Here is a 26681-nt window from a genome sequence, read left to right as displayed (position 1 = left end):
GATCAACTCGCCGTTGCGACAGCTTAAATCCTTGTTTCGGGCGGCTCTTTCACCTAGCTTCGCAAGTGAATAGGGCTGGCGCGCCGGTCGAGTTTCGGGAGAAGGCAGGATGGGTTCACTCAGTATCTGGCACTGGATCGTCGTTATCGCGGTCGTCCTGCTGCTGTTCGGTCGTGGCAAGATTTCGGACCTGATGGGCGACGTCGCCCAGGGCATCAAGTCCTTCAAGAAGGGCTTGCAGGACGATGAAAAGACGGCCGAAAAGTCCGAGCCGGTGAAGTCGATCGACCACACCTCGACGCCCGGCGCGACCAACCGCACCGACGTCGGCAGCAAGGCGGTCTGAAGCGCGGTCGCAACGCGCCTGATCCGTCTTCGAGCTCCGTGCGGCATCGCCGCGCCGGGGCCGCTTGATCCGGCGACGGCACGCGCCGCCGGATGACCCAAGGGTGAGCGCATCGCGGGGACGGCGGGGCGCGCCCGTAAGCGTCCCGGCAGTTGCGCGGGCGCATTGAGGCATAGTCGGCACGTTTCATGTTCGACATCGGGTGGAGTGAACTGATGGTGATCGGGGTGGTCGCGCTGATCGCGATCGGCCCCAAGGAACTGCCGGGCGTGCTGCGCACGGTCGGGCAGTGGCTGGGCAAGGCGCGCCGGCTCGCCACCGAATTCCAGGGTCAGTTCCAGGAAGCGATGCGCGAGGCTGAGATGGCCGACCTCAAGAAGTCGTTCGACGAGGTCAAGGAAGCCACCAGCGGGCTGTCGACCAACAACATGCTCACCAAGCTGTCGAGCCAGGTTACCGACGCCATGGCGCTCGACAAGGCCACCAACATCGATACCCCGCCGACCGAGCCGACCGAGCCGACGACGCCGGCGCAGCCGACCGCGGAGACCTTCGTCGAGGCGACCCAGCACGATGCGGCGGCGTCCGAGCCGCTGGCGATCGTGCGCGAGGCGCAGGCCACCGAGCCGGCGAATCTGCCTGTCGCCGCCGAAACGCATGCGCTTGCCACGCCTGATGCCGCGCCGCCGGATCTCGCGCATCCCGAACCCGCCAAGGACGCCAAAGCGTCATGAGTGCGGAAGATATCGAGGCCTCCAAGGCGCCGCTGATGGACCACCTGATCGAGCTGCGGTCGCGGCTGATCAAGGCGCTGCTCGGCTTCGGCGTCGCGTTCATCTTCTGCTTCTTCTTCGCCAAGCAGATCTACAACGTGCTGGTCTGGCCGTTCGTCTGGGTCGCGGGGCCGGAGAACTCCAAGTTCATCTACACCGCGCTGCTCGAATACTTCCTCACCCAGCTCAAGCTGGCGATGTTTGGCGCCGGCTTCATCTCGTTCCCGATCATCGCCACCCAGATCTACAAGTTCGTCGCGCCGGGCCTCTACAAGCACGAGCGCAACGCCTTCGTGCCTTACCTGATCGCCACGCCGGGTTTCTTCCTGCTCGGCTCGCTGGTGGTGTACTTCCTGGTGCTGCCGATGCTGGTGCGGTTCTCGCTCGGCATGCAGCAGATGGGCGGCGCTGAGACCGCGCAGATCCAGCTCTTGCCCAAGGTCGGCGAGTATCTGTCGCTGATGATGTCGCTGATCTTCGCGTTCGGCCTGGCGTTCCAGCTGCCGGTGATCCTGACGCTGCTCGGGCGGATCGGCGTGCTCACCGCCAAGCAGCTCAAGGAGAAGCGGCGCTATTTCATCGTCGGCGCCTTCATCATCGCCGCGGTGCTGACGCCGCCCGATGTGATCAGCCAGGCCTCGCTCGCGATTCCGCTGCTGCTGCTGTACGAGGGCTCGATCATCGCGGTGTCGATGGTCGAGAAGAAGCGTGCCGCCGCCGACGCTAGCGCCAACTCGAGCACCGACTCCTCGACACCGGCGGCCTGAGCCTCAACCCGCTCGTGATTGTTAGTTGCTGCTTCGGCGGCCGTGTCGGGCAGGGCTGGTAACCCGGTCAGCATTGCGCGGTTTTCCGAATCGAACGCATGCTCGCGCGTGCAGCGAGGCCTTTCGTCGGTCGGCCCGTTCGCCGGACGATCGGTCATCCTATGCGCAAATTCCGAGATACGATCCTCCTGACGCTGACGTTGATCACTACGATCACAGCGCCGCCTCTGGCGCTCGCCCAGCAGCCGAGTTGCACGGGGATTTGCGCGCTGCAGGCCGCCGATCAGGAAGCACTGCTGGCGCCGTTCAACAGCCTGCCGTCGACCGCGCAGGGGCGGGCGGTGCTCGACGCCAATCTCGCCAAGCAGGTCGAGATCTATCTGAACTCGACCCAAGCCGAGAAGATCGCCGCAGGTACCGTGCTGATCCTGCCCGCGGTGCCTGCCAACGTGCTGCTGCGCGCGTTCCCGGGCAATCCCGCCTACGGCTACAATGCGCAAGGCATTCCGACCGCGCCGACGCTGCCGCCCTCCATCTTGAAGATGGAAGCCGCGATCATCGGCAGCAATCAGATCGTGGCGATGAAGCCATACTTCGGCACCACCGACGTCTACGGCAACGCCTACGGCTATCTGCCCGGCCAGACCGACAGCTATGGCAACCCGCCGCCTTATCAGGTCTCCGCGGCGATCTTGAACAACCCGTTCACACCGCAGAATTCGTCGTATCTGGCGTGGCAGAACCAGCAGACGCCGGGCGCGTACAAGATCAATTGGGTACTCGGCGACTCCAATGTCGGCGACTTCCCCAGCGCCCACACGATGCTGGCGACCTCCAACGCGGTGCCGTTCGCGATCCTGGCGCCGGGCTATTATCAGCAGTTCGTCATGGCGGCGGCGCAGTTCTCCTACGACCTCAACGTCTACGCGGCACACTATCCGCTTGACGTAATCGGAGGCCGGGTGATGGCGACCTACGTCACCGCCAACATGCTGGCCGGCAATCCGCTGTACGCCTCTGCCGATTTCAACACGACGCTTTTGCCGTCGCTCAGAAACGACATGCAGACCTATCTCGGCGGCGGTGGCAGTTCGCCTTACGCCGCGGCCTGCGCCAATCTGGTCGCGTGCCTCAGCGGCGGCGTGATCCCGACGGCCACGAGCTATCAGCAGCAGGCGCAGGCTTATCGGCATTTCCTGACCTACGATCTGCCGTCGGTCGGACCGACCGATATTGCGCCCGTGGTGCCGGCGGAAGCGCACTATCTGATCGCGACGCGCTATCCGTATCTGACGACCGTTCAGCTCGACGAGATCCTCGCCACCACGGAGCTGCCGTCGGGTGGTCCGCTCGACAACGGCACCGGCTGGGCGCGGCTTAATCTGTATGCGGCGGGCGGCGGCTACGGCGCGTTCCTCAGCAACGTCACCGTGACGATGGACGCGACGCAGGGCGGCCTCAACGCGTTCGACGTCTGGAGCAATGACATCTCCGGCCCAGGTGGACTGACGCTGGCAGGTACCGGCACGCTGGTGCTGGCGGGGGCCAACACCTACACCGGCGGCACCCGGGTCCAGAGCGGCAGCACGCTCGGCCTCAGCGGCAGTCTGCTCGGGCCGCTGTGGATCGCCTCCGGGGCGAGCTTCGTCGTCGGCCGGACCGGCACGTTCACCGGCGCGCTGAGTAACGACGGCACCGTGTACAATGCCGGCGTGGTCGACGGCAGCTTCAGCGGTGGCGGCGCCTTCACCAATGCCGGCTGGCTCGGCGGAACCGGCACGTTCGGCTCGCTCGATCTGCGTGGCGGCTCGATCGTGTCGCCGGGTCATTCGGTCGGCACCATTCAAGTCTCCGGCAATCTCAGCGTGTCGGCGGGCGCCGCTTACTTCGCCCAGGTCGAGGGAAGCACCGCGGATCTGATCCAGGTCGGCGGCACCGCGAACCTGTCGGGCGGCACCGTCATCGCCGGGCTGATCGGGCACAGCCCGATCCTCGGCCAGGCCTATCCGATCCTCACCGCGGCCGGCGGCATCACCGGCAGGTTTGCGAGCGCGGTGACCGACGATCTGCCGTTCCTCGACGCGTCGTTGAGCACCTCGGCCAACGCGGTGACGCTGACGCTGACCCGCAACGCCGTTCCGTTCGCCAGCCTGGCGACCAGTGCTAATCAGGCCGCCGTCGCCAATGCGCTCGACGCCGGCGCGGCAGCGAGCGGGCTTGGCCTGCTGATCGCCACGCAATCCACCGCCGGGGCGCCGCGCGCGTTCGATGCGCTATCCGGCGAAGTTCATGCCAGCGCCCAATCCGCGCTGCTCGACGACAGCCTGCTCCTACGCGAGGCGGTGCTCGGGCGGATGCGGCAGAGCGGGGTCACCGACACGGTGCTCGCGACCGGCCCCAGCGTGTGGGCGCAGGGCATCGGCACCTGGGGCCGCAACGGCAGCGACGGCAATGCGGCGGAGGCGACCAGCTCGGTCGCAGGCTTCGTGAGCGGCGTCGATTATCGGTTCGGCTCGGGTTGGCAGGTCGGCCTCGCGGGCGGTACAACAAGCTCCACCATCACGGTCCGCGACCGCGCCAGTTCCGCCGATATCGATACTGCGCATCTCGCCGGCTACGCCTCGGGCGAAGCCGGCCCGTGGCGGCTGCGTGCGGCCGCCGCCGCCAGCTTCACCACGCTGTCGACCAGCCGCTCGGTGAGTTTCCCCGGCATCACCGACATCGCCGGTGCGCGCTACGATGCCACCACCGCGCAGGCGTTCGGCGAGATCGGCTACCGTGTGCCCGTCGGGCAGGCCGTCGCCGAGCCGTTCGGCGGGCTGGCGCTGGTGCATCTGCATCGCGACGCGTTCACCGAAGGCGGCGGCATCACCGCGCTGGCGGGGACCAGCCGCAACGACGACGTTGGCTTTTCGACGCTGGGCGGCCGGCTGACCACCAGCTTCACGTTGTCGCCCGGTCTGGTGGCGATGCCGCGGCTGGCGGCGTCCTGGCAGCATGCGTTCGGCGCGGCGGCTCCGATCGCGGATCTGGCGTTTCGCAGCACTGGCGAGCCGTTCGCGGTTGCCGGCGTGCCGCTCGATCGCGACACTGCGCTGGTCGAATGCGGCTTCGATCTGCAGCTCGGCCCGCAGGCCCGGGCCGGACTGTTGTACGCCGCCCAGCGCGGCGAGCGGGGCCGGCGCGACCAGGTCCGCGGCCTGTTGAGCTGGCAGTTCTGAGCTGTCTCCGTTGCCGTGCCCGGCCTTGTGCCGGGCATTGCCGTCTTCTACAGACGTTGCTCCGCAAAACGGAAATGGCCGGGACGGGCTCGGCCATGACGAGGCGATTCCATGCACGACATCAAAGCGATCCGCGACAATCCGCAGGCCTTCGACGCAGCGTTCACGAGGCGCGGTCTGGCGCCGATCGCCGATAGCCTGATCAAGCTCGACGAGGCCCGCCGTGCCGCGGTGCAGGCGGCCGAGCAAGCCCAGGCGCGGCGCAATGCGGCGTCGAAGGAGATCGGCGACGCCAAGAAGGCCAAGGACAACGCCCGCGCCGAGGCGCTGATGGCCGAGGTCACTGAACTGAAGACCACGATGCCGGCGCTCGACGCCGCCGTGAAGGAGGCCGACGAGGCGCTGAAAAAGGCGCTGTCGGAGATCCCGAACCTGCCGCTGGCCGAGGTGCCGGAAGGCGCCGACGAGCACGGCAACGTCGAACATCATCGCTTCGGCGAAAAGCCGAGCTACACGTTCACGCCGAAGCCGCATTACGACCTCGGCGAAGCGCTCGGCATGATGGACTTCGAAGCCGCGGCCAAGCTCTCGGGTGCGCGCTTCACCGTGCTGAAGAAGGGACTTGCGCGACTCGAACGCGCGATTGGCCAGTTCTTCCTCGACGTTCACACCGGTGACCATGGCTACACCGAGGTCAATCCGCCGTTGCTGGTCAAAGACGACGCGATGTTCGGTACCGCGCAGTTGCCGAAATTTCGCGAGGATCAGTTTGCCGCCGGCGCAATCGGCAGCGGCGGCGAGGGCTACTGGCTGATCCCCACCGCCGAAGTGTCGCTGACGAATCTGGTGCGCGAGTCCATCCTCGACGAGAAAGAGCTGCCGATGCGGCTCACCGCGCTGACGCCGTGCTTCCGCGCCGAGGCGGGCGCGGCGGGCCGAGATACCCGCGGCATGATCCGGCAGCATCAGTTCACCAAGGTCGAGTTGGTGTCGATCACCACGCCGGAGCAGTCGAAGGACGAGCACGAGCGGATGCTGTCCTGCGCCGAGGAAGTGCTGCGGCGGCTCGGGTTGCATTATCGCGTGATGACGCTGTGCACCGGCGACATGGGCTTTGCCTCGCAGAAGACCTACGACATCGAAGTCTGGATGCCGGGACAGGGCGAAGGCGGCGCGTACCGCGAAATCTCCTCGTGCTCGGTTTGCGGCGACTTCCAGGCCCGCCGCATGGATGCACGCTCGCGCGGCCCGGACGGCAAGCCGCGTTTCGTCCACACGCTGAACGGCTCGGGCACCGCCGTTGGCCGTGCGCTGATCGCGGTGATCGAAAACTATCAGCAGGAAGACGGCTCGATCGCCGTTCCCGACGTGCTGCAGCCTTACATGGGCGGGCTGAAGGTGATCGCGAAGGCGTAAGGCTGATGACTCTCTCCGTCATTGCGAGCCACCGGGGCGGCGCAAAGCGCCGCCCGACGAAAGGATCGGCGAAGCAATCCAACTCCGTGCACCGGGCGCTGGATTGCTTCGCTGCGCTCGCAATGACGTTGATACTTGCGGTGACCTTCTTCGTTTCAGTTTCTGTGCTGCCCGCCTTCGCCGCCGGCCCCGCCGAGATGATTTCCGACTTCCGCGCCAAGAACGGCGAGGGCAAGGTGGTGATGGACGCGACGCTGAATGCGATTGCGCAGCGGCAGGCGGTCGCGATGGCGTCGAAGGACGTCCTTAGCCACGAGGCCGGGGGCTCGTTCACCTCGCGCGTGGCGCCGGCCAAGGTGTCGCGCGCTGCCGAGAACATCGCCTACGGCTATCCGGACTTTCCGAACACGCTGAAGCAGTGGATCAACTCGCCCGGCCATCGCGCCAATTTGCTGCTGAAAGGCGCCTCCAAAGTCGGCGTTGCCAGCGTCCGGTCGAGCGCAAGCGGACGGACCTATTGGGCGATGGTGATCGCCGGCGGCGACGAGAAACCGAAGCCGAAGGCCAAGCCGCCGGCCAAATCCTCGGGCAAGCAACCGGCGAAATCGACCGCCAACTCCAAGGCCGCGGCCGAGCCGCCGGCCACTTGGAGCAAGCAGCTGCCGAAACCTTCCGCCGCACGGGATTGCACAGTGCGGATGCTCGGCCTCTGCCTCTAAAACTGATTGCAAAGCGTGTCGTGCGCTACTTTCCGAACCGTTCGGCAACACGCCGCATTCGGAAATAATTAGAATAGTTCGAACAGTGCGCGGCACCAAGCGTCTACGCGCCTGCTATGGCCAATTATCGCGGATTTTCCAAGTAATGCGTGCTGACGTCGCTGTCCTGTTTGGACCCATTCAAATTGTTCCAGAGCGCCTCGCCCCCCATAAGCCGTTTCCAGTTGTTACAGCTGGGGACTTGGAATGCCGGGTTGGGAAATATCGCGAAAGGTTGCGCTCGCGAGCTGTAGTTTGTTGATCATCGATGGCTGCTTGAGCCGAGAGGGACATGCTCAGACGAGCCTGCCGTCGGTGACGGTCGAAGCGCCGAAGCCGGCGCAGGCGCGAACCGTACGCGCTGATCGCCGTTCGACCGCCACGCAGCAGCGCCGCACCACGCAACGCGTGACGCCTGCTCAGCCTCCGGTCGCGATCGTGCCAGCCTCCGCCACGACGCTGTCGAGCGCGACCGGACCGGTCAATGGCTTCGTCGCGTCCGGCAGCGCCACCGGCACCAAGACCAATACGCCGCTGATCGAAAGCTCGCAGTCGGTCTCGGTCGTGACCCAGGATCAGATCCGCGACACCGGCGCCCGCACGGTCGGCGAGGCGCTCGCCTATACGGCGGGCGTGCACACGCAGCCGTTCGGTTACGACGCCCGCTACGATCAGTTCATGATCCGCGGCTTCTCGAGCACGCAGTACGGCAATTATCGCGACGGTCTGCGCCAGGGGAACGGTCTGTACGTCTATTTCCGCAACGAGCCCTACGGCGCCGAACGCATCGAGGTGTTGCGCGGGCCGTCCTCGGTGCTGTACGGCGCCAACGACGCGGGCGGGCTGGTGAACTACGTCAGCAAGATGCCGCTGCCGTATCGCCTCAACGAAGCCGGCTTCGACGTCGGTAATTTCAACCGCTACCAGGGCCGGTTCGATTTCAGCGGACCGGTGCCCGGCCACGAGGATCTGTTGTATCGCTTCACCGGTCTGGTGCGCGACAGCGGCACGCAGATTCCCGGCACCTGGGACGACCGCGTCTACCTCGCGCCGAGCGTTACCGCGAAGCTGGGCGAGGATACGACACTGACCATCCTGTCCGAGTACACGCGTAGCAAGGCCTCGATGTGGCCGTACTACATGCAGAACCCGGTCACCGGGCTTGCTACCAGTGTCCGGCTCGGCGATCCCGCGTTCGACGTGCTGAAGATATCGCAGGCGTCGATCGGCTACCGGCTGGAGCATCGCTTCAATCCGGCGCTGACGTTCCGGCAGAACGTGCGCATCGGCCATGCGCGGCTCGACGGCGACATGATCGACGGGCTCGGCCTGTCGGACGATGGACGCACGCTCAACCGCTATGCGTCCAACTTCAAGGAAACGCTGAACACCTTCGCCATCGACAGCCAAATCGAGGCCAAGCTGGTGACCGGGCCGATCCGGCACACCGTGCTGGCCGGCATCGATTACTTTAGGCAGGGAACGAAGTTCGGCTACTCCGTCGGGTTCGCGCCGCCGCTCGATTTGACCAATCCGGTGATCGGCGTCGCGTTTCCGACCTCCGAGCTTTCGCTGCTCGCCGCCAACCGGCAGACGCTCGGACAGCTCGGCCTCTATGTGCAGGATCAGCTCGCGCTCGGCGGTTGGCGGCTGACGGTCGGAGGCCGGCAGGATTTCTCCGAGCTGTCGCAGTACAACGAACTGTCGGGGACGACGACCTCCAGCACACCTGACCGCTTCACCGGGCGCGCCGGGCTGCTGTATCTGTTCGACAGCGGCGTCGCGCCTTACGTCAACTACGCGACGTCGTTCCTGCCGCAGGCCGGCACCACAGCGCCGGGGCGGGGGGCATCGCCGTTCGCGCCGACCACCGGCGAGTCGATCGAGGCCGGCATCAAGTATCAGCCGCGCGGCTGGAACAGCTACTTCACAGCGACTTGGTTCAACCTGACCAAGGACAATGTGCTGACGGTCGATCCGGTGTTCGGCGCGATGTATTCGGTGCAGACCGGGCAGGTCCGGTCGCGCGGCGCGGAGCTGGAGGCGGTGCTGTCGCTCGCCGATGGCTTGAAGGGCATCGCGTCCTATAGCTACACCAGCGCCGAGGTGACGCGCAGCAATGACGTCGATCTCGGCAAGGTCCCGATCGGTGTGCCGACCCAGCAGGCGGCGCTGTTCATGGATTATACGTGGCAGACCGGCGCGCTCGCCGGCTTCGGTCTGGGCGCCGGTGTGCGCTGGACAGACCAAACCTGGGCGGATTCCATCAATACCGTGCGCAATCCGGCAATCACCGCGTTCGATGCCGGCGTGCATTACGATTTCCGCGGCATGCGGTTCGCCGTCAACGCGCGCAATCTTGGCGATCAGCGTGTCGGCATCTGCAACGGCGGCAATTGCACCTTCACGCAAGGCCGCACCGTGCTCGGCAGCGTCACCGCGCGCTGGTGACGTTCGGGCGCCCCCTAGGCCCAATTGCCCCTGGGGGCGCCGCACGATTCCGGCCGGCTTGGGCCGAATTTGCCTCTCGCGGCTGGGCCGGATATGACGACGGCCCAAGAAAGACCTTCAGAGAGGCGGCCCTGCGACATGCGGATTCTGTGCACCAACGACGACGGCATTCATGCGCCCGGCCTGAAGACGGTCGAACAGATCGCCCGTGCGATCTCCGACGACGTCTGGGTGGTGGCGCCCGAGCTCGACCAGTCCGGGGTGTCGCATTCGCTGTCGCTCAACGATCCTTTGCGGCTGCGCGAAGTCGGCCCGCGGCACTTCGCGGTGCGCGGCACGCCGACCGACTGCGTGATCATGGGCTCGCGCTTCATCCTCAAGGACAAGGCGCCGGATCTGGTGCTGTCGGGCGTCAACCGCGGCCGTAACGTCGCCGAGGACGTGGTCTATTCCGGCACCATCGCCGGCGCGCTGGAAGGCACCATTTTGGGCCTACCGTCGTTCGCGCTGTCGCAGGAATTCACCATCGAGACCCGCAACGCGCCGCTGTGGGAGACCGCGCGAACTCATGCGCCCGACATCATCCGCAAGGTGATGGCCGCGGGCGTGCCAAAGAACACCGTGGTCAACATCAACTTCCCGGCCTGTACGCCGGACCAGGTCAAGGGCGTGGTGGTGACGCGGCAGGGCAAGCGCAATCCCGGCTTCCTGCGGATCGACGAGCGTCACGACGGCCGCGGCAATCCGTATTACTGGATCGGCTTTGAGCGGATCAAAGTCGAAGACATGCCGGCCGAAGGCACCGATCTGGCCGCGCTCGCCGCCAACTTCGTCTCGGTGACGCCGCTCAAGCTCGATCGTACCGACGAAACATTCTCGGCAGCGCTGACCAAAACGCTGGCCTGAGATCGCGCGCGCCGGATGGGTTGAGCGTAGCGCAACCCATCAATCGGGCGCCCGAGGTCAATGGGCGTGCGGCGTTCGACGTCGCAGCGCTGAGACGGTAGCAAGGCGAAGCGGCGAGGATGAAGCGTGGCCGCACACGGCCGCCGTTGCGTAGCGACGGTCGGATGCGTGGACATGTGGGCATGGCGCGAAGCGCTTTTTTCTACCCTGCGGTCAATGCAAATGCCCAATCCTGATCGGTTCCACATTGCCGCGGATCATGACCACGCCCGCGATGCCGTCGAGCGTCTGTTTGCTGCAGTTAAGCAGCAGCTCGTCGCCGTTCTGCCCAAGACCTGTGAGCTCCTGCACATTGGTGCGACGTCAGTTCCGGGGTGTCTCACCAAGGGCGACCTCGACATCGTGGTCCGGGTGGAGCGCGAAGACTTCCAGGTCACGGAGGCCGCGTTCGCCGCCCGGTACGCGCGCAATTCAGGCTCGGTGCGGACCAACGAATTCGCCGCCTTCGAAGACGACGCCTGCACGCCCCATCTCGGCATCCAGCTCACCGTCAAGGGCGGAGAGTTCGACGTTTTTCACCGCTTCGCCGACGCGCTACGCGCCTATCCGGCTCTGGTAGAACGCTACAATGAGCTTAAGCGGGCGCATGATGGGCAACCGATGGACCGCTACAGAGCCGCGAAGGATGCCTTCGTGACGGACGCGCTGCGTCTTCGCACGGGCAAACGCGGGGATGATCGCACGGAGTGACGCAGCAGCTACGCCGCGCCGCGCAGTGTTGCGTCGAGTGCCTGCTTCAGCGATTCGATCTGGAACGGCTTCTGCAGCGCCGGGCGGTCGCGATAATCTTCCGGCACGCCCTGGGTCCCGTAGCCGGTGGCGAAGATGAAGGGGCGGTTCCGCGCCTTCAGCAGATCGGCGACCGGCGAGATCACCTTGCCGTTGACGTTGACGTCGAGGATCGCGATGTCGAATTCGGTGGCTTCGGCGAGCTGCAGCGCCTCGTTGATTTCGCCGGTCTCCGCGGCCACCGAGAACCCTAGCTCCTCCAGCATGTCGACGACCATCATGCGGATCATCGCTTCGTCCTCGACCAGGAAAACGGAGCCGCCGGTCGGACTCGGTGTCGTCATCGGGTGATGTCCTCGAGAAAGTGCTGTCGCACGCCGGTCGATAGCTTCGGCGCTTTCAACGAACACCGTCGCAAATAAGCGATGCGCTGGCAATTGCAAGCTTGACGCGCGCGTGCGTGACGCTCCGCACTTGCAAGGTTTCGTTCCGCACGCCAACACTCTGCTGAGAATCGCGCCAACTGGAACCCGACCGGCGAGGCGCACGACCGATCGCGAGACCCGAAATGCCGAGCCCCGCGGCGCCGCCGCCCGAAAAGATGATGTTCCAGCTCAGCCTGCGGCGGCGCGGCATCAGCGATCAGGCGGTGCTGCGGACGATGGAGGCGGTGCCGCGCGACCAGTTCGTCGACCCCAATTATCGCGACGGCGCCTGGCGCGACACCGCGCTGCCGATCGCCTGCGGCCAAACCATCAGCCAGCCGTTCGTGGTCGCCTTCATGACCGAGCAGCTCGAGCTGCGGCCGCGCGACCGCGTGCTCGAGATCGGCACCGGCTCCGGCTACCACGCCGCGGTGCTGTCGCGGCTCGCGGCGGACGTGCTCAGCTTCGAGCGCTTCAAAACGCTCGCCGACCGCGCCCGCAAACGACTCGCCGAAATCGGTTGCCGCAATGTCGAGGTGGTGTTCGGGGACGGATTCGATCTGCCAGAGACCGCCGGCACCTTCGACCGAATCCTGGTGACCGCTGCGGTCCCCGAGCTGCCCGAGCGGCTGCTCGAGCGACTCGATCCCGGCGGTGTTCTGATCGCGCCAGTCGGACCACCCAACGGTCGCCAGAAGCTGCTGCGTGTGCGCCGCACGCCGACCGGCGATGAGCACAAGGTGCTGGGCGAAGTCCGTTTCGTACCCGCGCTCCGCGGCACCGCACGCGAACTCTGAGCGCGCTGGATTTTTCGATTTCTCAGCGTCAACAAGCGGTTTCCTCGCAAGGTTAAACGGTTGTTTACTGGCGCGGTGTTTACTCAATTTACCAATCGTATTGCGTATGAGTGAGTAACCATGTCCCGCGTTGCCGCGTTGCTTTGCTCGCGCCGCGCCCCGCAGATGGCGGTGCTGGCGTTGATGTCTGTCGGTTTCAGTGCGTGCAGCGCCGACATGCAGACACGCTTTCAACAGGCCCCGTTCGGGCCGGTTGAGACCACCGGATCGGTGGCGCCTCCACAACACCGCCAGGAACTGCCGCAGTACGCGCGGCCCCAGTACCAGTCCCAGCCGCAATACCAGTCGCAGGCGCTGCCGCCGATCACGGCGCCGTCGTCCTATCCGGTGGCGAACGGGGGCGGGGGCTTCTCCGGCGGCGGTCGCGGTGTGGCATCCTACGAACCGCCGGCGCGTGCGCCGCTCGATCAGACCGGGACCGTGCAGGCGCCGCGCTCGGTTGCTGCAGCCCGGCCGATGCCTGCCGCTGCTCCCGCCGCCGCGCCGGTGCATGCGCCCGGCACCACGATCATCGTCGGCACCAGCGATACGCTGGAAATCCTGGCGCAGCGCTACAACGTCTCGACCGCCGAGATCCTGCGCGCCAACGGCTACAAGGGGCCGCGCCGGCTGCAGCCGGGTCAGCAGCTGGTGATCCCGAGCCGCACCACGGCGACCGCCCAGGTCGCGGCTCCGATCGCCGCGCCGGTGGCTGCTCCGCCGGCTCCGCGTCCGGTCGCGACCGCTGCGCCAGCTCCGGCCCGGGTGCACTACGTCAACAATGGCGACACGCTGATGAATATCGCGCGCCGCAACAACATCTCGCTCGGCGAGCTGGCGCGTTACAACAACCTCACCACCACGACCAAGCTGAAGCCGGGCATGAAGATCAACGTGCCGAGCGCCCAGGTCGCTGGTCTCGCGCCGGCACAGCCCCCGATCCAGGCGCCAGCCGCCGCGCCGATGGCGGCAGCGCCTGTGCGGATGGCAAACGTCGCTCCGACGGCGCCGGCCGAGCCGCCGCAGAAGGCCCGGATGGTCGCGCCGACCGAAACGCCTGAAGCCGCTGCCCCTGCCGAAGCTGCGCCGGTGAAGGCGGCCGAAGCGACCGGCGCGCTGCCGAGCTTCCGCTGGCCGGCCCGCGGCCGGGTGATCGCAGCCTACGGCGCCAAGACCAACGGCAAGTCCAACGACGGCATCAACCTGTCGGTGCCGGAAGGCACGCCGGTGAAGGCCGCCGAAGATGGCGTCGTCGCCTATGCCGGCAGCGAGCTGAAGGGCTACGGCAATCTGGTGCTGATCCGTCATTCCAACGGCTACGTCTCGGCCTACGCCCACGCCAGCGAACTGATGGTGAAGCGCGGCGAGACCATTAAGCGCGGTCAGGTGATCGCCAAGTCTGGCCAGAGCGGCGAGGTGTCCTCACCACAGCTGCACTTCGAAATTCGGAAGGGATCGACCCCGGTCGACCCGCTTAAGTTCCTCAACGGCGCCTGAGCAACGCGGTTGAGCGATACTGGGGAAGACAAAATGCCCGGCCCGAATGGCCGGGCATTTTTGTTTGCCATGCCGCGATCCGTGAAGTCGAACTAACAATCTTTAAGGACGAGGCCTGGTCCGCTTCGGATTCGCGCGGCGAACGAGGCCGCTGACAAACGGCCTGATGGCGTCGAGCACCGGACGTTGGTCCCCCGCGAAGAACCAGTGGTCGTCGCCGTCGAGCTCCACAAATTCGGCGCCGGCGATCCGAGCGGCCATGTCGCGTCCCGCCGCGATCCGGACGGCACGGTCGCCGCGGCGGTGTAGCACCAAGGTCGGCACAGTGAGTTGGGGCAGCAGCTCGAGGACATCGGCGTCACGTAAAGCTGCCAGCACGGCCCAGATGCCGCCGGGACTGGAAGCCGCGCGGAGCAGCCCGGCCCACCACGCTTTGGATTTGGCATCGTTCGCGAGGCTTGGGCCGAACGTCTCGATGCCGGCTGCGCTACCCCATGCGCCGATCAGCTGCCGGCGCCAAACCTCATACTGCTCGACCGTCAAGGCATACGGGTAGTTCGGGGCGCGGCAACCTTTGGCAAGCGAGCCGAACAGGATCAGGCCGGCGACGAGGCGGGGATGATCGACCGCGAATTTAATGCAGGCCGGCCCGCATTCGGATGCACCAAACAGCACGACGCGGTGCGCCCCTGCGGCCCGCAGCACGGTGCCGATATCCTCGGCGGTGACATCGACATTCGGCGCCGAGCCGACCCGGTCGGACAGCCCGACGCCGCGGCGGTCAAAGATAATCAGCCGGCCGAGCGCCATCATCGAAACGAGAAACGCCCGGCACGACGGATGCTCCCAAACCCGTTCAACATGCGAGACGAACCCCGGCATCACCAGGATGTCGAGCTCGCCGCTGCCGAAGGTCTGGTACGCCAAGTGGATGCTGTCGCCCTCGGCATAGCGCGTCGCCGGGACAGTGGGAGCGGCAGGCGTCGCCGCCTCATGCATCAACTCCTCGGTTTCGGTCTCGGGCGTCACCCCGAGTTCATCGCGCAGCCGCCGGGTCAACGCGGCGTGATGGCGTTCCGCCGCCCGACGGTCGCCTGCCAGCAGCAGACTGCGGATCAGATGGCGGCCGTAGATCTCGCTGAGCGGATCTAATTCGACCAGACGCGTCGCGCGAATTGCGGCTGCTGCGTGATCGCCGGCGGCGGTGTTGTCCTGGACCAAGCGCTCCAATGCGTGCAGGTAGCGTCCGCGCAGCGCCTCGCGGCGGAAAAACGCCCACTCTTCGAACTCGGCGCAATCCGGCAATGCGAAGCCGGCGAGAAAATCACCGTGATAATAGCCGCAGGCTTGCGCGAAATCCCCGCGCTCACAGGCGGCTTCAAAGAGCTGCGTGTCGACGCTGAGTTCGACCGAGGGCGACCAACGCAGGCTGGTGCGGTCGGTCTCGAACACCGGCTGGCCGAGCGCTTGCTCGATGCGGTGCAGCAAACGTCGCAGCCGCGCGCGGGCAACGTCGATGGCGCTGTCCGGCCACAGCAGGGTGGCGACGACGTCGCGGGACACAACTGCGCGCGCTTCTGCGAGATGCACCAGCAGCGCCAGCCCCTTGCGCAGATTGAGCCTGACGGAACCGTCGAAGCTGCGGATCTCCGGAAACCCGAAGGTTTGGAGCCGAAATCCGGTCACGACAGCTGCCTCAGTGCGACCCGGCACGCGCCGAGGGGACGGGCAGGGGACGGTGCGGCGGTAGCAATCGTGGCTGATCGCCGTCGAATGGCGGTCGTGACCGCATCGCCTGCCGCCGCCGGCGGCGTCCCAATCGGAAAGGCACTCATGATCAAACGCCTCCTGATCCCGACCTACGGTCTGTTGAGCTATGCCGTGTTCCTCGTCTCGATGATCTACGCGCCCGGCTTTTTCGGCAACACGCTGGTGTCGAAATCCATCGACGTCGGCGGCGCGTCCAGTCCGGGCCAAGCCGTCCTCATCAATCTGCAACTGATCGGTCTCTTCGCGATCCAGCACAGCATCATGGCGCGCCAGCGCTTCAAACAGTGGTGGGCGAGGCATCTGCCCGCGCCGTGCCAGCGCAGCACCTACGTGCTGCTGACAAGCCTGCTGCTTCTGTTGCTGTTCTGGCAGTGGCGGCCGATTCCGGTCGTGGTCTGGAGCACCAGCGGCATCGCCACTTGGTTGCTGGTCGTGCTGTATTGGCTGGGCTGGGTGCTGGTCTTGGCGTCGACCCACATGATCGATCACCTCGATCTGTTCGGGCTTCGCCAGAGCTTCTCAGCGCTGCGCGGCACCGAGCCTTTGCGCCCAACGTTCCGGACGCCCTTGCTATACAGGATGGTGCGGCACCCGCTGATGCTCGGCTTCCTGATCGTGTTCTGGGCGGCGCCCGAGATGACGGCGGGTCATCTGCTGTTCGCGGTCGTCATCACGATCTACATCCTGATCGCGCTGCAATTCGAAGAGCGCGACCTGATCGCCGAATTTGGCGCAACCTACCAGCAGTATCGCGAGCGCGTTCCGATGCTGCTGCCTCGTGTTCTCCGCCGGACTGCACGACGGCACGCCGCTGGACAAGCCGGCGCCGTACGCGATGAGAGCGGAGGGGCTGTTTCGCCTCCATCCGGCGGCTGAGCCGCCGGCGAGGTGGTAGATGAATCGCCAGACAACCCGACCGGAATCAGCGATCGAACTTGTAGGACGCCTGCACGAAGGTGCCGTAGCGCTCGACGCGGATTGGGAGCAATTGGGTCGGCACCGGGCTGCCGAAGCCCGCGGTGTCGACGTCGGTCGCCCACATCGCCCAGTAGCGGCCACCGACACCGACGTTGAACCTCGAGGTGATGTCGTACGTCAGAATGGCTTCGAGCTGGACACCGCGGCCGGTGCCCCAGGCCGGCGAATTCTTGTCGGCGACGTCGGTCCTGTTGTGATGGATGTCGAGCGCTGAAATATGTGTGTAGGGCAGGTACGCCGCGTCGACGACCAGCTTGGTGTTCGGTGCGACAGCCAAAGTGCCGTTGGCGCCGATCCGCAGCGAGTGCCAGTCTTCGTACTGGCTGATCGAAATTCCATCCGACGATCCGCAGAAGGCTGTCGGAACAGCAAGCGCGATCTGGTGGCAATTGAACGCGTCCTTGCGGTCGCGGTAGAAATTGTAGCCGGCGAACACGCCGAGTTTGCCGAACGTGTCGCTGAACAGATCAATGCCGGCATCGAGCGTCGCATAACCGATCGTGCCGGTGACCTTGTTGTGGTCCGTGTTGGAATACGCCGTGGCGTTTTGCTGATCGGTGGGGAACCAGTCTTCGTCGTTCATCTTGCCGGCCACCAACCCGCCGCCGCCGGCAAATCCCTTCAGAAACAGCTTTTGCGGACCGTCGATCCGCCAGAACACTTCGCCGGAATGACCGTCACTCTCGTAGGTGAGGCGCGACACCAGATGCTCCTGGAGCGCGCTGTTGGTGCTCAGCGTGAGATCGTTCTGATAACGGCCGTGGCTGTACCAGTAGCGCGCACCGACCTCGAACTGCCAGGCCGACCAGCGATCGGCCGCGGGCGCTTTCACCGGCAGCAGCGGCGTCTGATCGAAACCTCCGTCGCCACGGCCGAAGTAATAGTTCAGCCCGAGCTTGATCAGGTGCATGTCCTGATGCACCTGCGTGGGCGCGCCGGCGGTGTTGACCAGGGAGTTCGGGTCGAACGGAGTCTGCAGAAAGCCGCCGCCGGGCGTGTCGAGTCCGCGGTGACCGAAATTGGCGTAATCGTATTCGGCGCGTACCGCCCAGCGCGACGACAGCGCGTATTCGATCCCGGCGCCGACGGTCCAGCCCCACCGCGTGGTGTCGAGCTCCGCCGCCGGCTGATTGAGATAGTCGGAGGCGTTGGTCGTCATCCGGAAGTTGCCGACCAGAACCGCGCCGCCGCCTTTGACGTACATCAGCGAGCGCCCGTCGGGACCGAAAGTGTGGCCGAGCCGGCCGGTGAGGGTGCCGAGCATGTGCTCGCGCACGCGGCAGTTCGCCGAGACGAACTGACCGGAATAGGCAAGGCAGGTGTCGGTGCCGTCGGCGTCGATCGCCGAGGCATCGGCTTCCACACCGAACACCCAGGGCGAGCCGGGAGCTTGCCAGTTGTAGCCGGCCTGCAGGCCGGCCAGAGCTTTGGGTGCGCGCACGGTGTCGCCGTAGATCGACGCCCCAAACGGATTGTCGACTTTCGCGGTGCCGAACCCGGCGCCGAGATGGCCGCCGAGATAGAAGCCGGTCCAGCTCCAGGCCGGAATGGCTTTGACGGCCGGAGGCCGCGACAGATCTGCAGCTTGCGCAGCGCCGCAGGATGCGGCGAGCACGGCGGAAACACAGATGATGGACGTGCGCACGGCCTTTGCCCCCAAGGTCGCATGATCGACGCGGCAACACGGCCGTCAGCGTGACGGCGCGGGTCCGCGAATCGAGACTGCAGTTTAGGGACGAGATGTTCGGTTTGCGAACTCGGTAAGCTCCGAGTCCGGTTCGACTGTTGATCGAACCGGACTCGTGAAAGCAGTTACTTGGTTCCGAGCCGCACCTTGAGACGGCCGGCGAGATCCTGCACGAACTGCCAGGCGACGCGGCCGGAGCGGGAGCCGCGAGTGGTCGACCATTCCAATGCTTCGCGCTCGAGCTGCTCGTCGTCGATCGTGATTCCGAAGTGCGCACAGTAACCACGCACCATCGCCAGAAATTCGTCCTGGCTGCACTTGTGGAACCCGAGCCAAAGCCCGAACCGATCCGACAGCGACACCTTCTCCTCGACCGCCTCGCCGGGATTGATCGCAGTCGAGCGCTCGTTCTCGACCATTTCGCGCGCCAGCAGATGCCGTCGATTGGAGGTCGCGTAGAGAATCACGTTGTCGGGCCGGCCCTCGATGCCGCCTTCGAGCACCGCTTTGAGCGATTTGTAGGAGGCGTCGTTGCCGTCGAACGACAGGTCGTCGCAGAACACGATGAAGCGGTAGTCCGAGGCGCGGAGCAGCGTCATCAGCGCCGGCAGGCTCTCGATGTCCTCGCGGTGAATCTCGATCAGCTTCAGCTGGCCGGCGACGTCGGGCCGTGCGTTGACATGCGCGTGAGCGGCTTTGACCAGCGACGATTTGCCCATCCCGCGCGCGCCCCACAACAGGGCGTTGTTGGCGGGCAGGCCGGTCGCGAACCGCTCGGTATTTTCGATCAGCGTGTCGCGCATCCGGTCGACGCCCTGCAGCAGCGACAGATCGACCCGGCTGACCCGGGGAACCGGTGCGAGACGCCCCTCGGGCTGCCAGATGAACGCATCGGCCGAATTCAACGCGGCATCGGCCGGGGCGGCGGAAGTGCCCGCCAGGTGGGCGGAAATGCCCTCCAGGGCGGTGGCGATGCGCTCCAGCAATGCGCCGTCGAGGGGCGCGCCGGGGGATGTCCCCGATGGGCGGCGCTTTGCCGCCGCTGTACGGGCGGGCTTGCGGGCGGCGGACTTCGGGGCGGCTTTGGCGGGGCGGGATTTTGTCTTTTTGGCCATGCTTGCACTTCCTGATGCCGCAGCCATATCGGGCCATGTCACCCCCGGCAACCCACGGAAATGGGAGCGCTATGAGGCGGGTGGCAGCGTTGCAATTGGGACCGCGGCGGTTATAGTCCGCGCGAATTTGCGCCCCCCGGCCGACGCTTTCCGCGCCGGGCCGGCTCGCTTGCTTTCACGGGGAATCCGAATGTTCGTTACGCCCGCTTACGCCCAGGCTGCTGCCGCCGGCGGCGACGCCAACAGCATGATCATGTCGCTGCTGCCGTTCGCGCTGATCTTTGTCATCATGTATTTCCTGATCCTGCGCCCGCAGCAGAAGAAGGTCAAAGAGCACGCCGAGATGGTGAAGAACATTCGCCGCGGCGACACCATCATCACCTCGGGTGGTCTGGTCGGCAAGGTCACCAAGGTGATCGACGATGATACCGTCGAGTTCGAACTCGCGGATGGGATTCGCGCGCGCCAGATGCGCCAGATGATCACCGGCGTCCGCAGCAAGGGCGAACCGGTCAAGGATGCTCCCGAAGCCAATGGCAAGGCCAAGGGCAAGAAGGACAAGGACGCTCCGGCCAAAACCGAGGGCGACAAGACCGAGCCGGCGAAGGACGACACTGCGTCGAGCTGATGCTTCGACGCGCCGCCTCTTTCGGTTTCTGACGGGACAACTCGATGCTTTATATCTCACGGTGGAAGGCGCTGGCGATCATACTGACGGCGCTGGCAGTGTGCCTTTGCGCCGTTCCCAATTTCTTCCCCGAGAGCACCGTCAAGAGCTGGCCGAAATGGGCGCAGCGACATCTGGTGCTCGGCCTCGACCTGCAGGGTGGCTCGCACATCCTGCTCGAGGTCGACGCCAATTCGGTGAAGAAGGACAAGCTCGATTCGGTTCGTGACGACGCCCGCCGGGTGCTGCGCGAAGCCCGGATCGCCTATACCGGTCTTGCGACCAAGGGTGACTCGGTCGAGGTCCGGATCAGCAAGGATACGGATGTTCCGGCCGCGCTCGCCAAGCTGCGTGAGCTGTCGCAGCCGCTCGGCGGTCTGCTCGGCTCCAATGGCCAGCGTAGCCTTGAAGTCTCCGACGCCGGCGGCGGATTGATCCGCCTGACGGTGCCGCAGGCCGCGATCGCCGACCGTGTCCGTCAGTCGGTCGACCAGTCGATTCAGATCGTCGAACGTCGCGTCAACGAACTCGGTACCGTCGAGCCGTTGATCCAGCGTCAGGGCGCCGACCGCATTCTGGTGCAGGTGCCCGGTCTGCAGGATCCGACCCGGCTGAAGGAACTGCTCGGCAAGACCGCCAAGCTCGACTTCCGTATGGTCGACAGCTCGGTGTCGGGCGACCAGGCGATGGGCGGCAACGTCCCGCCGGATTCCGAACTGCTGATGAGCGCGTCGTCGCCGAAGCAGCCGTACGTGATCAAGAAGCAGGTGCTGGTGTCGGGCGCCGATCTCACTGACGCGCAGCCCGGCTTTGACCAGCGCACCGGCGAGCCGATCGTCTCGTTCCGCTTCAACACCAACGGCGCCCGCAAATTCGCCCGCGCCACCACCGAGAACGTCGGCCTGCCGTTCGCCATCGTGCTCGACAACGAGGTGATTTCGGCTCCGGTGATCCGCGAGCCGATCACCGGCGGCTCAGGTCAGATCTCCGGCAGCTTCACGGTGCAGGGCGCCAACGACCTCGCGATCCTGCTGCGCGCCGGCGCGCTGCCGGCGCCGCTGACCATCATCGAAGAACGCACCGTCGGTCCGGGCCTTGGCCAGGACTCGATCGAGAAGGGCGAACGCGCCGCCTATGTCGGCTCGATCCTCGTCATCGTGTTCATGCTGCTGACCTACCGCCTGTTCGGCGTGTTCGCCAACCTCGCGGTGGCGGTCAACGTCGCGATGATCTTCGGCATTCTGTCGTTGCTCAACGCCACCCTGACGCTGCCCGGCATCGCCGGCATCGTGCTCACGGTCGGCATCGCGGTCGACAGTAACGTGCTGATCTACGAGCGCATCCGCGAGGAGATTCGCGCGGGCCGAAACGCGATCTCGGCGATCGACGCCGGCTTCAAACGCGCGCTGGCGACGATTCTGGACTCCAACATCACCACCTTCATCGCCGCCGCCGTGCTGTTCTACATCGGCACCGGTCCGGTGCGCGGTTTCGCGGTGACGCTTGGTATCGGCATCATCACCACGGTGTTCACCGCCTTCACTTTGACCCGACTGATCGTCGCGACCTGGGTGCGCTGGAAGCGGCCGCACCACGTGCCGATCTGACGCATCGAATCCGAGAGAGCCACACGTGACACACTGGATTTTGGTCGGGCTGGGCGTTCTGATTGCGGTGCTGACGGTCGTCAGCATCTTCGGCTGGCTGCCGTCGCTGCGCATCGTTCCCGACAATACCCACTTCGACTTCACCCGTTTCCGCCGCATCAGCTTCCCGATCTCGGCGGTGCTGTCGATCGCCGCGATCACGCTGTTCTTCACCCACGGGCTGAATTTCGGCATCGACTTCCGCGGCGGCACGCTGCTCGAGGTCCGCGCTCATTCCGGTGCGGCCGATATCGCGGGCATGCGCGACACGCTGAGCAAGCTCAACCTCGGCGATGTGCAGCTGCAGCAGTTCGGCGGTCCGGCCGAAGTGCTGATCCGTATCGCCGAGCAGCCCGGCGGCGACCAGGCGCAGCAGGCGGCGGTGCAGAAGGTGCGCGCCGCGCTCGGCGACTCGGTCGACTATCGCCGCGTCGAAGTGGTCGGCCCGCGCGTCTCGAGCGAGCTGCTCGCGTTCGGCATGCTTGGCCTGATGGTCGCGATCCTGGGCATCCTGGTCTATCTCTGGTTCCGGTTCGAATGGCAGTTCGCGCTCGGCGCGATGATCGCCAACGTGCACGATATCGTGCTGACGATCGGCTTCATGTCGATCAGTCAGGTCGACTTCGACCTGACCTCGATCGCGGCGCTGCTGACGATTCTCGGCTACTCGCTGAACGACACCGTCGTGATCTACGACCGTATCCGCGAGATGCTGCGGCGCTACAAGAAGATGCCGATGCCGCAGCTGCTCAACGAGTCGATCAACTCGACGCTGTCGCGCTCGATCATCACCCACGTCACCGTGACGCTGGCTCTGCTCGCGCTGCTGCTGTTCGGCGGCCATGCGATCCACTCGTTCACGGCGGTGATGATGTTCGGCGTGGTGCTGGTCGGCACCTACACCTCGATCTTCATCGCGGCACCGATCCTGATCTATCTCGGCGTCGGCACCCATCGGCTCGACGAGCCGGCTGAAAAGCCGGCGAAGCCCGAGCCGGTCGCGCCGCCCGCGGCCGAAGAGGTCCCGGCGCGGTTCGTCGATCCGGAGCCGACCGCACCGGCCGCCAAGCCGGCCAAGGCCGGTAAGCCGAAGAAGCGGTAAGTCAGGCGGGCAGGGCTGCTGGTAGGAGGCGGCCCCGGCCGGCTTGTTTGAACCGTTGCCGTGCCACCGCATTGACGCGCTGTCGCCGCTCGCTGCCGAGCGGCGCAAACCTGTAGGGTGCCGCCGCATGACGCCAACACTCGACGCCGGACGCTAGCTCGTGGCGCAGCGCTCCGAGTTTCCGCACTTTCCTCGCATGGCCGCGATCGATGCCTATGGCAAAGGCGGGTTTTACTTTGCCGACATGTCGCATCAGGGCTCGCTGCTGTTCCTGCCCGATGCGGTGTGGGGCTGGGACGTGACCAAGCCGGAGCAGATCGACCGCTACAGTCTGCAGCGCGTGTTCGACAACGCCAACGCGATCGACACGCTGATCGTTGGTACCGGCGCCGATGTGTGGATCGCGCCGCGGCAGCTGCGCGAGGCGCTGCGCGGCGTCAACATCGTGCTCGACACCATGCAGACCGGTCCGGCGATCCGCACCTACAACATCATGATCGGCGAGCGGCGGCGGGTCGCCGCTGCGCTGATCGCGGTGCCATGAGCGAGACGGCCGACAACGGCGCTGCTGCGTTCTGCGCCAATTTGGTGCGCGAGGCCGACTTCGACCGCTATGCGGCGACGCTGTTCGTCCCACCCGAGAAACGCCGCTCGCTGCTGGCGCTCGCTGCCTTCAACGCCGAGATCGTGCGGGTTCGCAGTCAGGTCAGCCAGCCGCTGCCCGGCGAGCTCCGGCTGCAATGGTGGACCGATCTGCTTGCCGGGTCGGCACATGGCGGCGCCGAAGGCAATCCGGTCGCGGCCGAGCTGACCCGGGCGATCGCCGAGCACGGGCTGCCGATCGAACCGCTGACGCGGCTGATCGAGGCGCACATCTTCGACCTCTATAACGACCCGATGCCCGACTGGACCGTGCTTGAGCCGCATCTGGCGGAGACCGACGGGGCGCTTCTTGCGCTCGGAGCGCGGGGTCTTGGGCAGACTAACGGGCAGAATGCCGAAGCGATCGATCACATTGCACGGCACGCCGGCGTCGTGGTTGGAGTCGCGCGCATCGTGGCGCGGCTGCCTTATGATTCCGCCCGTCGCCAACTCTATCTGCCGAACGACGTGCTGCAGCGGCACGGCTGCGACTTGGAGCAGGTGTTCGGCGGCCAATCGGGCCCGGCGCTGAAAGCCGCGCTGGCCGACGTCATCGCGGAAGCCCGCAAGCAGCTCGGTCAGGCGCTGCAGGAGCTGACCGAGCTGCCGGCGGCGGTGCGCCCCGCCTTTCTGCCGCTGGCGCTGGCGCGCCGCGATCTCGACCGGCTGGCCTCCCCAGAACGCGATCCGTTCACGCCATTCGAGCGCTCGCGCCTGGCGACGTTATGGACGCTGTGGCGAGCGAGCCGGAGCAAAGCGCTTCGCATGTAACGGGACCTCTCCGCGTCATTGCGAGGAGCGAAGCGACGAAGCAATCCAGCACTGTGCATGGAGCTCTGGATTGCTTCGCTTCGCTCGCAATGACGAGGATGGGATTTCGATTGCTTCGAACGCCCGCGCTCACGCCGCCTTCGGCAGCTTCAGGTGCGCGGCGATCCAGCTGTCGATGTCGGCGAGGGCGCGGGCGCTAAGGGCCTGCTTCTTGGCGACCGACTTCTCCGGACCGCGCAGGCGCTTGCCGTCCGGGCCCTTGGTCGGCGGGTTGGCGAGCGGCGGGAACAGGCCGAAGTTGATATTCATCGGCTGAAACGAGCGCGGGCCGGCATCGATGGTTTCGATGTGGCCGCCGGTGATGTGGCCGAGCAGGGCGCCGAGCGCCGTGGTCGGCGGCGGCGGCGCCAGCGGTGCTCCGAGCACATCGGCCGCTGCGGCCAGGCCGGCGAACAACCCGACGCTGGCGGATTCGACGTAGCCCTCGCATCCGGTCATCTGACCGGCGAACCGCAGCCGTGGCGCCGCGCGCAGCCGGAGGCTTTCGTCGAGCAGTTTCGGCGAGTTCAGAAACGTGTTGCGATGCAGGCCGCCAAGCCTTGCAAACTCAGCATTTTCGAGTCCCGGGATGGTACGGAAAACACGCAGTTGCGCGCCGTGCTTCAACTTGGTCTGGAAGCCGACCATGTTGTACAGCGTGCCTAGCTTGTTGTCCTGCCGAAGCTGCACGATGGCGTAGGGTTTGACCGTCGGGTTGTGTGGGTTGGTCAGGCCGACCGGCTTCATCGGGCCATGCCGCAGCGTCTCGCGGCCGCGCTCGGCCATTACTTCGATCGGCAGGCAGCCGTCGAAATACGGCGTGTCCTTTTCCCAGTCCTTGAAGTCGACCTTCTCGCCCTCGATCAATGCGTCGACGAAGGCGTCGTACTGCTCGCGGGTCATCGGGCAATTCAGATAGTCGGCGCCGGTGCCCCCGGGGCCGACCTTGTCGTAGCGCGACTGAAACCACGCCACCGACATGTCGATCGAGTCGCGATGCACGATCGGCGCGATCGCGTCGAAGAACGCCAGCGCAGTCTCGTCGGTGAGGCCGCGGATCGCGTCGGCTAGCGGCGCCGACGTCAGCGGGCCGGTCGCGACCACAACGCTGGCCCATTCCTCCGGCGGCAGGCCATCGATCTCTTCGCGGCAGATCTCGATCAGCGGATGCTCCGCCAGCGCCTTGGTGACCGCGGACGAAAAGCCATCGCGGTCGACTGCCAGCGCGCCGCCAGCCGGCACCTGGTTGGCGTCGGCCGCCTGCATGATCAACGAGCCGAGCTTGCGCATCTCGGCATGCAGCAGCCCGACCGCGTTGTTGGCGGCATCGTCGGAGCGGAACGAATTCGAGCACACCAGCTCGGCAAGGCCATCGGTCTTGTGGGCCTCAGTGGTACGGACCGGCCGCATCTCATGCAGCACGACACGCACCCCTGCGCGGGCGATTTGCCAAGCGGCTTCCGAGCCGGCGAGGCCGGCGCCGATGACGTGAACGACGGGTGAGGCGGAGGGGATGCTGCTGGTCATCGGCTACAGCTAGCTTGTTTCGGTCGTGGGTCAAATCCCGTTTGCGACGCTGCGAAACTGCTCGACTCTTCTCCACAAACGACAACGCCCGCCAGGAGGCGGGCGTTGGCCGTAGAAGGCAGAAACAGGCGGTCGGGTCAGCCGTTGTAGTGACCCGAAGCGACGCGCGGGATGTCCGAACGGTCAAGTCCGATGTCGGCCAGTTCGCGATCGCTGAGCTGGGACAGCTCAGCGACGTTGCGCTGGTAGTCCCGGAACGCGCGGATCGCGCGGATGAGCGAAAGCAGCATGGGATGGTCTCCTTGTCCACGATTCAGTTCTTCGGAAGAACCGAAGCGTCGAGAGGAATATAGGCGACGAGTCGGGAATCCAGCAGCGTAAATGCTGCACCGCAGCTAATCCGTGGATGCATACCGTCGGGAAGGAATGATTAACCCTTCTGCGCCGGCTCGGCCTCCGAGATCTGCTCGCAGCTTGGAGCGGGGGACCAGCTGATCTCGCCTCTCGGGGGCTTCCGAGCTGAAATATAGTGCAATTTCAGCGCAATCTTGC

The 26681-nt window shown here is 65.8% G+C and carries 23 protein-coding genes; 17 read left to right on the top strand and 6 right to left on the bottom strand.

Annotated features, from left to right (window positions below; all coding sequences use genetic code 11):
• Positions 1-109: 109 nt before the first annotated feature.
• The 9 genes from LRC39_RS14345 to LRC39_RS14305 all read left to right on the top strand — a co-directional run bounded on the left by LRC39_RS14345 (position 110) and on the right by LRC39_RS14305 (position 11388).
• Positions 110-346, top strand: coding sequence for a twin-arginine translocase TatA/TatE family subunit (locus tag LRC39_RS14345; RefSeq protein ID WP_011158398.1), 237 nt, complete (start codon positions 110-112; stop codon positions 344-346).
• A gap of 188 nt (positions 347-534) precedes the next feature.
• Positions 535-1080 carry a Sec-independent protein translocase protein TatB gene (gene tatB, locus LRC39_RS14340; RefSeq protein WP_346294735.1) on the top strand — a complete coding sequence of 182 codons (546 nt, stop codon included), beginning with the start codon at positions 535-537 and terminating at the stop codon, positions 1078-1080.
• Complete coding sequence (gene tatC / locus LRC39_RS14335; protein WP_264073588.1) at positions 1077-1886, top strand: twin-arginine translocase subunit TatC; 810 nt, start codon at positions 1077-1079, stop codon at positions 1884-1886. The genes tatB and tatC overlap by 4 nt, the downstream gene beginning before the upstream one ends.
• 161 nt (positions 1887-2047) lie before the next feature.
• Complete coding sequence (locus LRC39_RS14330; RefSeq protein ID WP_346294734.1) at positions 2048-5107, top strand: autotransporter domain-containing protein; 3060 nt, start codon at positions 2048-2050, stop codon at positions 5105-5107.
• 111 nt (positions 5108-5218) lie between these two features.
• Complete coding sequence (gene serS / locus LRC39_RS14325; RefSeq protein WP_164633574.1) at positions 5219-6523, top strand: serine--tRNA ligase; 1305 nt, start codon at positions 5219-5221, stop codon at positions 6521-6523.
• Between the two features lie 122 nt (positions 6524-6645).
• A complete protein-coding gene (locus LRC39_RS14320) occupies positions 6646-7242 on the top strand; it encodes a CAP domain-containing protein (RefSeq protein WP_234822229.1) in 597 nt (198 codons plus the stop codon).
• A 354-nt stretch (positions 7243-7596) separates the two neighbouring features.
• A complete protein-coding gene (locus LRC39_RS14315) occupies positions 7597-9732 on the top strand; it encodes a TonB-dependent siderophore receptor (RefSeq protein WP_159059356.1) in 2136 nt (711 codons plus the stop codon).
• Between the two features lie 138 nt (positions 9733-9870).
• Positions 9871-10638, top strand: coding sequence for a 5'/3'-nucleotidase SurE (surE, locus tag LRC39_RS14310; RefSeq protein ID WP_164604926.1), 768 nt, complete (start codon positions 9871-9873; stop codon positions 10636-10638).
• A gap of 126 nt (positions 10639-10764) precedes the next feature.
• Positions 10765-11388, top strand: a complete 624-nt coding sequence (locus tag LRC39_RS14305; RefSeq protein ID WP_346294733.1) for a GrpB family protein — start codon at positions 10765-10767, stop codon at positions 11386-11388.
• An 8-nt stretch (positions 11389-11396) separates the two neighbouring features.
• Here the strand turns inward: LRC39_RS14305 and LRC39_RS14300 are convergent, their stop codons facing one another.
• Entirely contained in the window at positions 11397-11771 is a 375-nt protein-coding gene (locus LRC39_RS14300; protein ID WP_011158390.1) for a response regulator, read from the bottom strand.
• Positions 11772-11995: 224 nt separating this feature from the next.
• On the opposite strand from LRC39_RS14300, the gene LRC39_RS14295 reads away from it, so the two are divergent.
• Positions 11996-12649, top strand: coding sequence for a protein-L-isoaspartate(D-aspartate) O-methyltransferase (locus LRC39_RS14295; protein ID WP_107344745.1), 654 nt, complete (start codon positions 11996-11998; stop codon positions 12647-12649).
• A gap of 120 nt (positions 12650-12769) precedes the next feature.
• On the top strand, positions 12770-14185 hold the full coding sequence (locus tag LRC39_RS14290; RefSeq protein WP_346294732.1) for a peptidoglycan DD-metalloendopeptidase family protein: 1416 nt from the start codon (positions 12770-12772) through the stop codon (positions 14183-14185).
• Between the two features lie 102 nt (positions 14186-14287).
• Here LRC39_RS14290 and LRC39_RS14285 read toward each other — a convergent pair whose 3' ends face one another.
• Entirely contained in the window at positions 14288-15871 is a 1584-nt protein-coding gene (locus LRC39_RS14285) for an alpha/beta fold hydrolase (protein WP_346294731.1), read from the bottom strand.
• Between the two features lie 147 nt (positions 15872-16018).
• Between LRC39_RS14285 and mddA the strand changes: the two genes are divergently transcribed.
• Positions 16019-16831 (top strand): methanethiol S-methyltransferase, encoded by an 813-nt coding sequence (mddA, locus tag LRC39_RS14280; protein ID WP_346297509.1) that lies wholly within the window; start codon positions 16019-16021, stop codon positions 16829-16831.
• A 46-nt stretch (positions 16832-16877) separates the two neighbouring features.
• On the opposite strand, the gene LRC39_RS14275 is transcribed toward mddA, so the two are convergent.
• Both LRC39_RS14275 and LRC39_RS14270 read right to left on the bottom strand, forming a co-directional pair.
• Positions 16878-18578, bottom strand: coding sequence for an outer membrane protein (locus LRC39_RS14275; protein ID WP_346294730.1), 1701 nt, complete (start codon positions 18576-18578; stop codon positions 16878-16880).
• A 167-nt stretch (positions 18579-18745) separates the two neighbouring features.
• On the bottom strand, positions 18746-19735 hold the full coding sequence (locus tag LRC39_RS14270; RefSeq protein WP_107355839.1) for an ATP-binding protein: 990 nt from the start codon (positions 19733-19735) through the stop codon (positions 18746-18748).
• Positions 19736-19925: 190 nt separating this feature from the next.
• Here LRC39_RS14270 and yajC point away from each other — a divergent pair, with 190 nt between their 5' ends.
• The 5 genes from yajC (at position 19926) to LRC39_RS14245 (ending at position 24563) form a co-directional block, all read left to right on the top strand.
• On the top strand, positions 19926-20363 hold the full coding sequence (yajC, locus tag LRC39_RS14265; protein WP_107344740.1) for a preprotein translocase subunit YajC: 438 nt from the start codon (positions 19926-19928) through the stop codon (positions 20361-20363).
• A gap of 44 nt (positions 20364-20407) precedes the next feature.
• Entirely contained in the window at positions 20408-22009 is a 1602-nt protein-coding gene (gene secD / locus LRC39_RS14260; RefSeq protein WP_107344739.1) for a protein translocase subunit SecD, read from the top strand.
• 25 nt (positions 22010-22034) lie between these two features.
• Positions 22035-23150, top strand: a complete 1116-nt coding sequence (gene secF, locus LRC39_RS14255; RefSeq protein ID WP_107344738.1) for a protein translocase subunit SecF — start codon at positions 22035-22037, stop codon at positions 23148-23150.
• A gap of 196 nt (positions 23151-23346) precedes the next feature.
• Complete coding sequence (locus LRC39_RS14250; RefSeq protein ID WP_430624893.1) at positions 23347-23694, top strand: Mth938-like domain-containing protein; 348 nt, start codon at positions 23347-23349, stop codon at positions 23692-23694.
• A complete protein-coding gene (locus LRC39_RS14245; protein WP_346294729.1) occupies positions 23691-24563 on the top strand; it encodes a phytoene/squalene synthase family protein in 873 nt (290 codons plus the stop codon). The genes LRC39_RS14250 and LRC39_RS14245 overlap by 4 nt, the downstream gene beginning before the upstream one ends.
• A 129-nt stretch (positions 24564-24692) precedes the next feature.
• On the opposite strand, the gene trmFO is transcribed toward LRC39_RS14245, so the two are convergent.
• Positions 24693-26129, bottom strand: coding sequence for a methylenetetrahydrofolate--tRNA-(uracil(54)-C(5))-methyltransferase (FADH(2)-oxidizing) TrmFO (gene trmFO / locus LRC39_RS14240; protein ID WP_346294728.1), 1437 nt, complete (start codon positions 26127-26129; stop codon positions 24693-24695).
• Between the two features lie 137 nt (positions 26130-26266).
• Positions 26267-26419, bottom strand: a complete 153-nt coding sequence (locus tag LRC39_RS14235) for a DUF1127 domain-containing protein (protein WP_012496279.1) — start codon at positions 26417-26419, stop codon at positions 26267-26269.
• Positions 26420-26681: the final 262 nt, after the last annotated feature.

This window comes from Rhodopseudomonas sp. P1, from assembly GCF_039642825.1.
GTDB classification, from domain to species: Bacteria; Pseudomonadota; Alphaproteobacteria; order Rhizobiales; family Xanthobacteraceae; genus Rhodopseudomonas; species Rhodopseudomonas palustris_H.
Note: the sequence above shows the minus strand (reverse complement) of the source record. Positions and strands in the feature narration are given on the sequence as shown.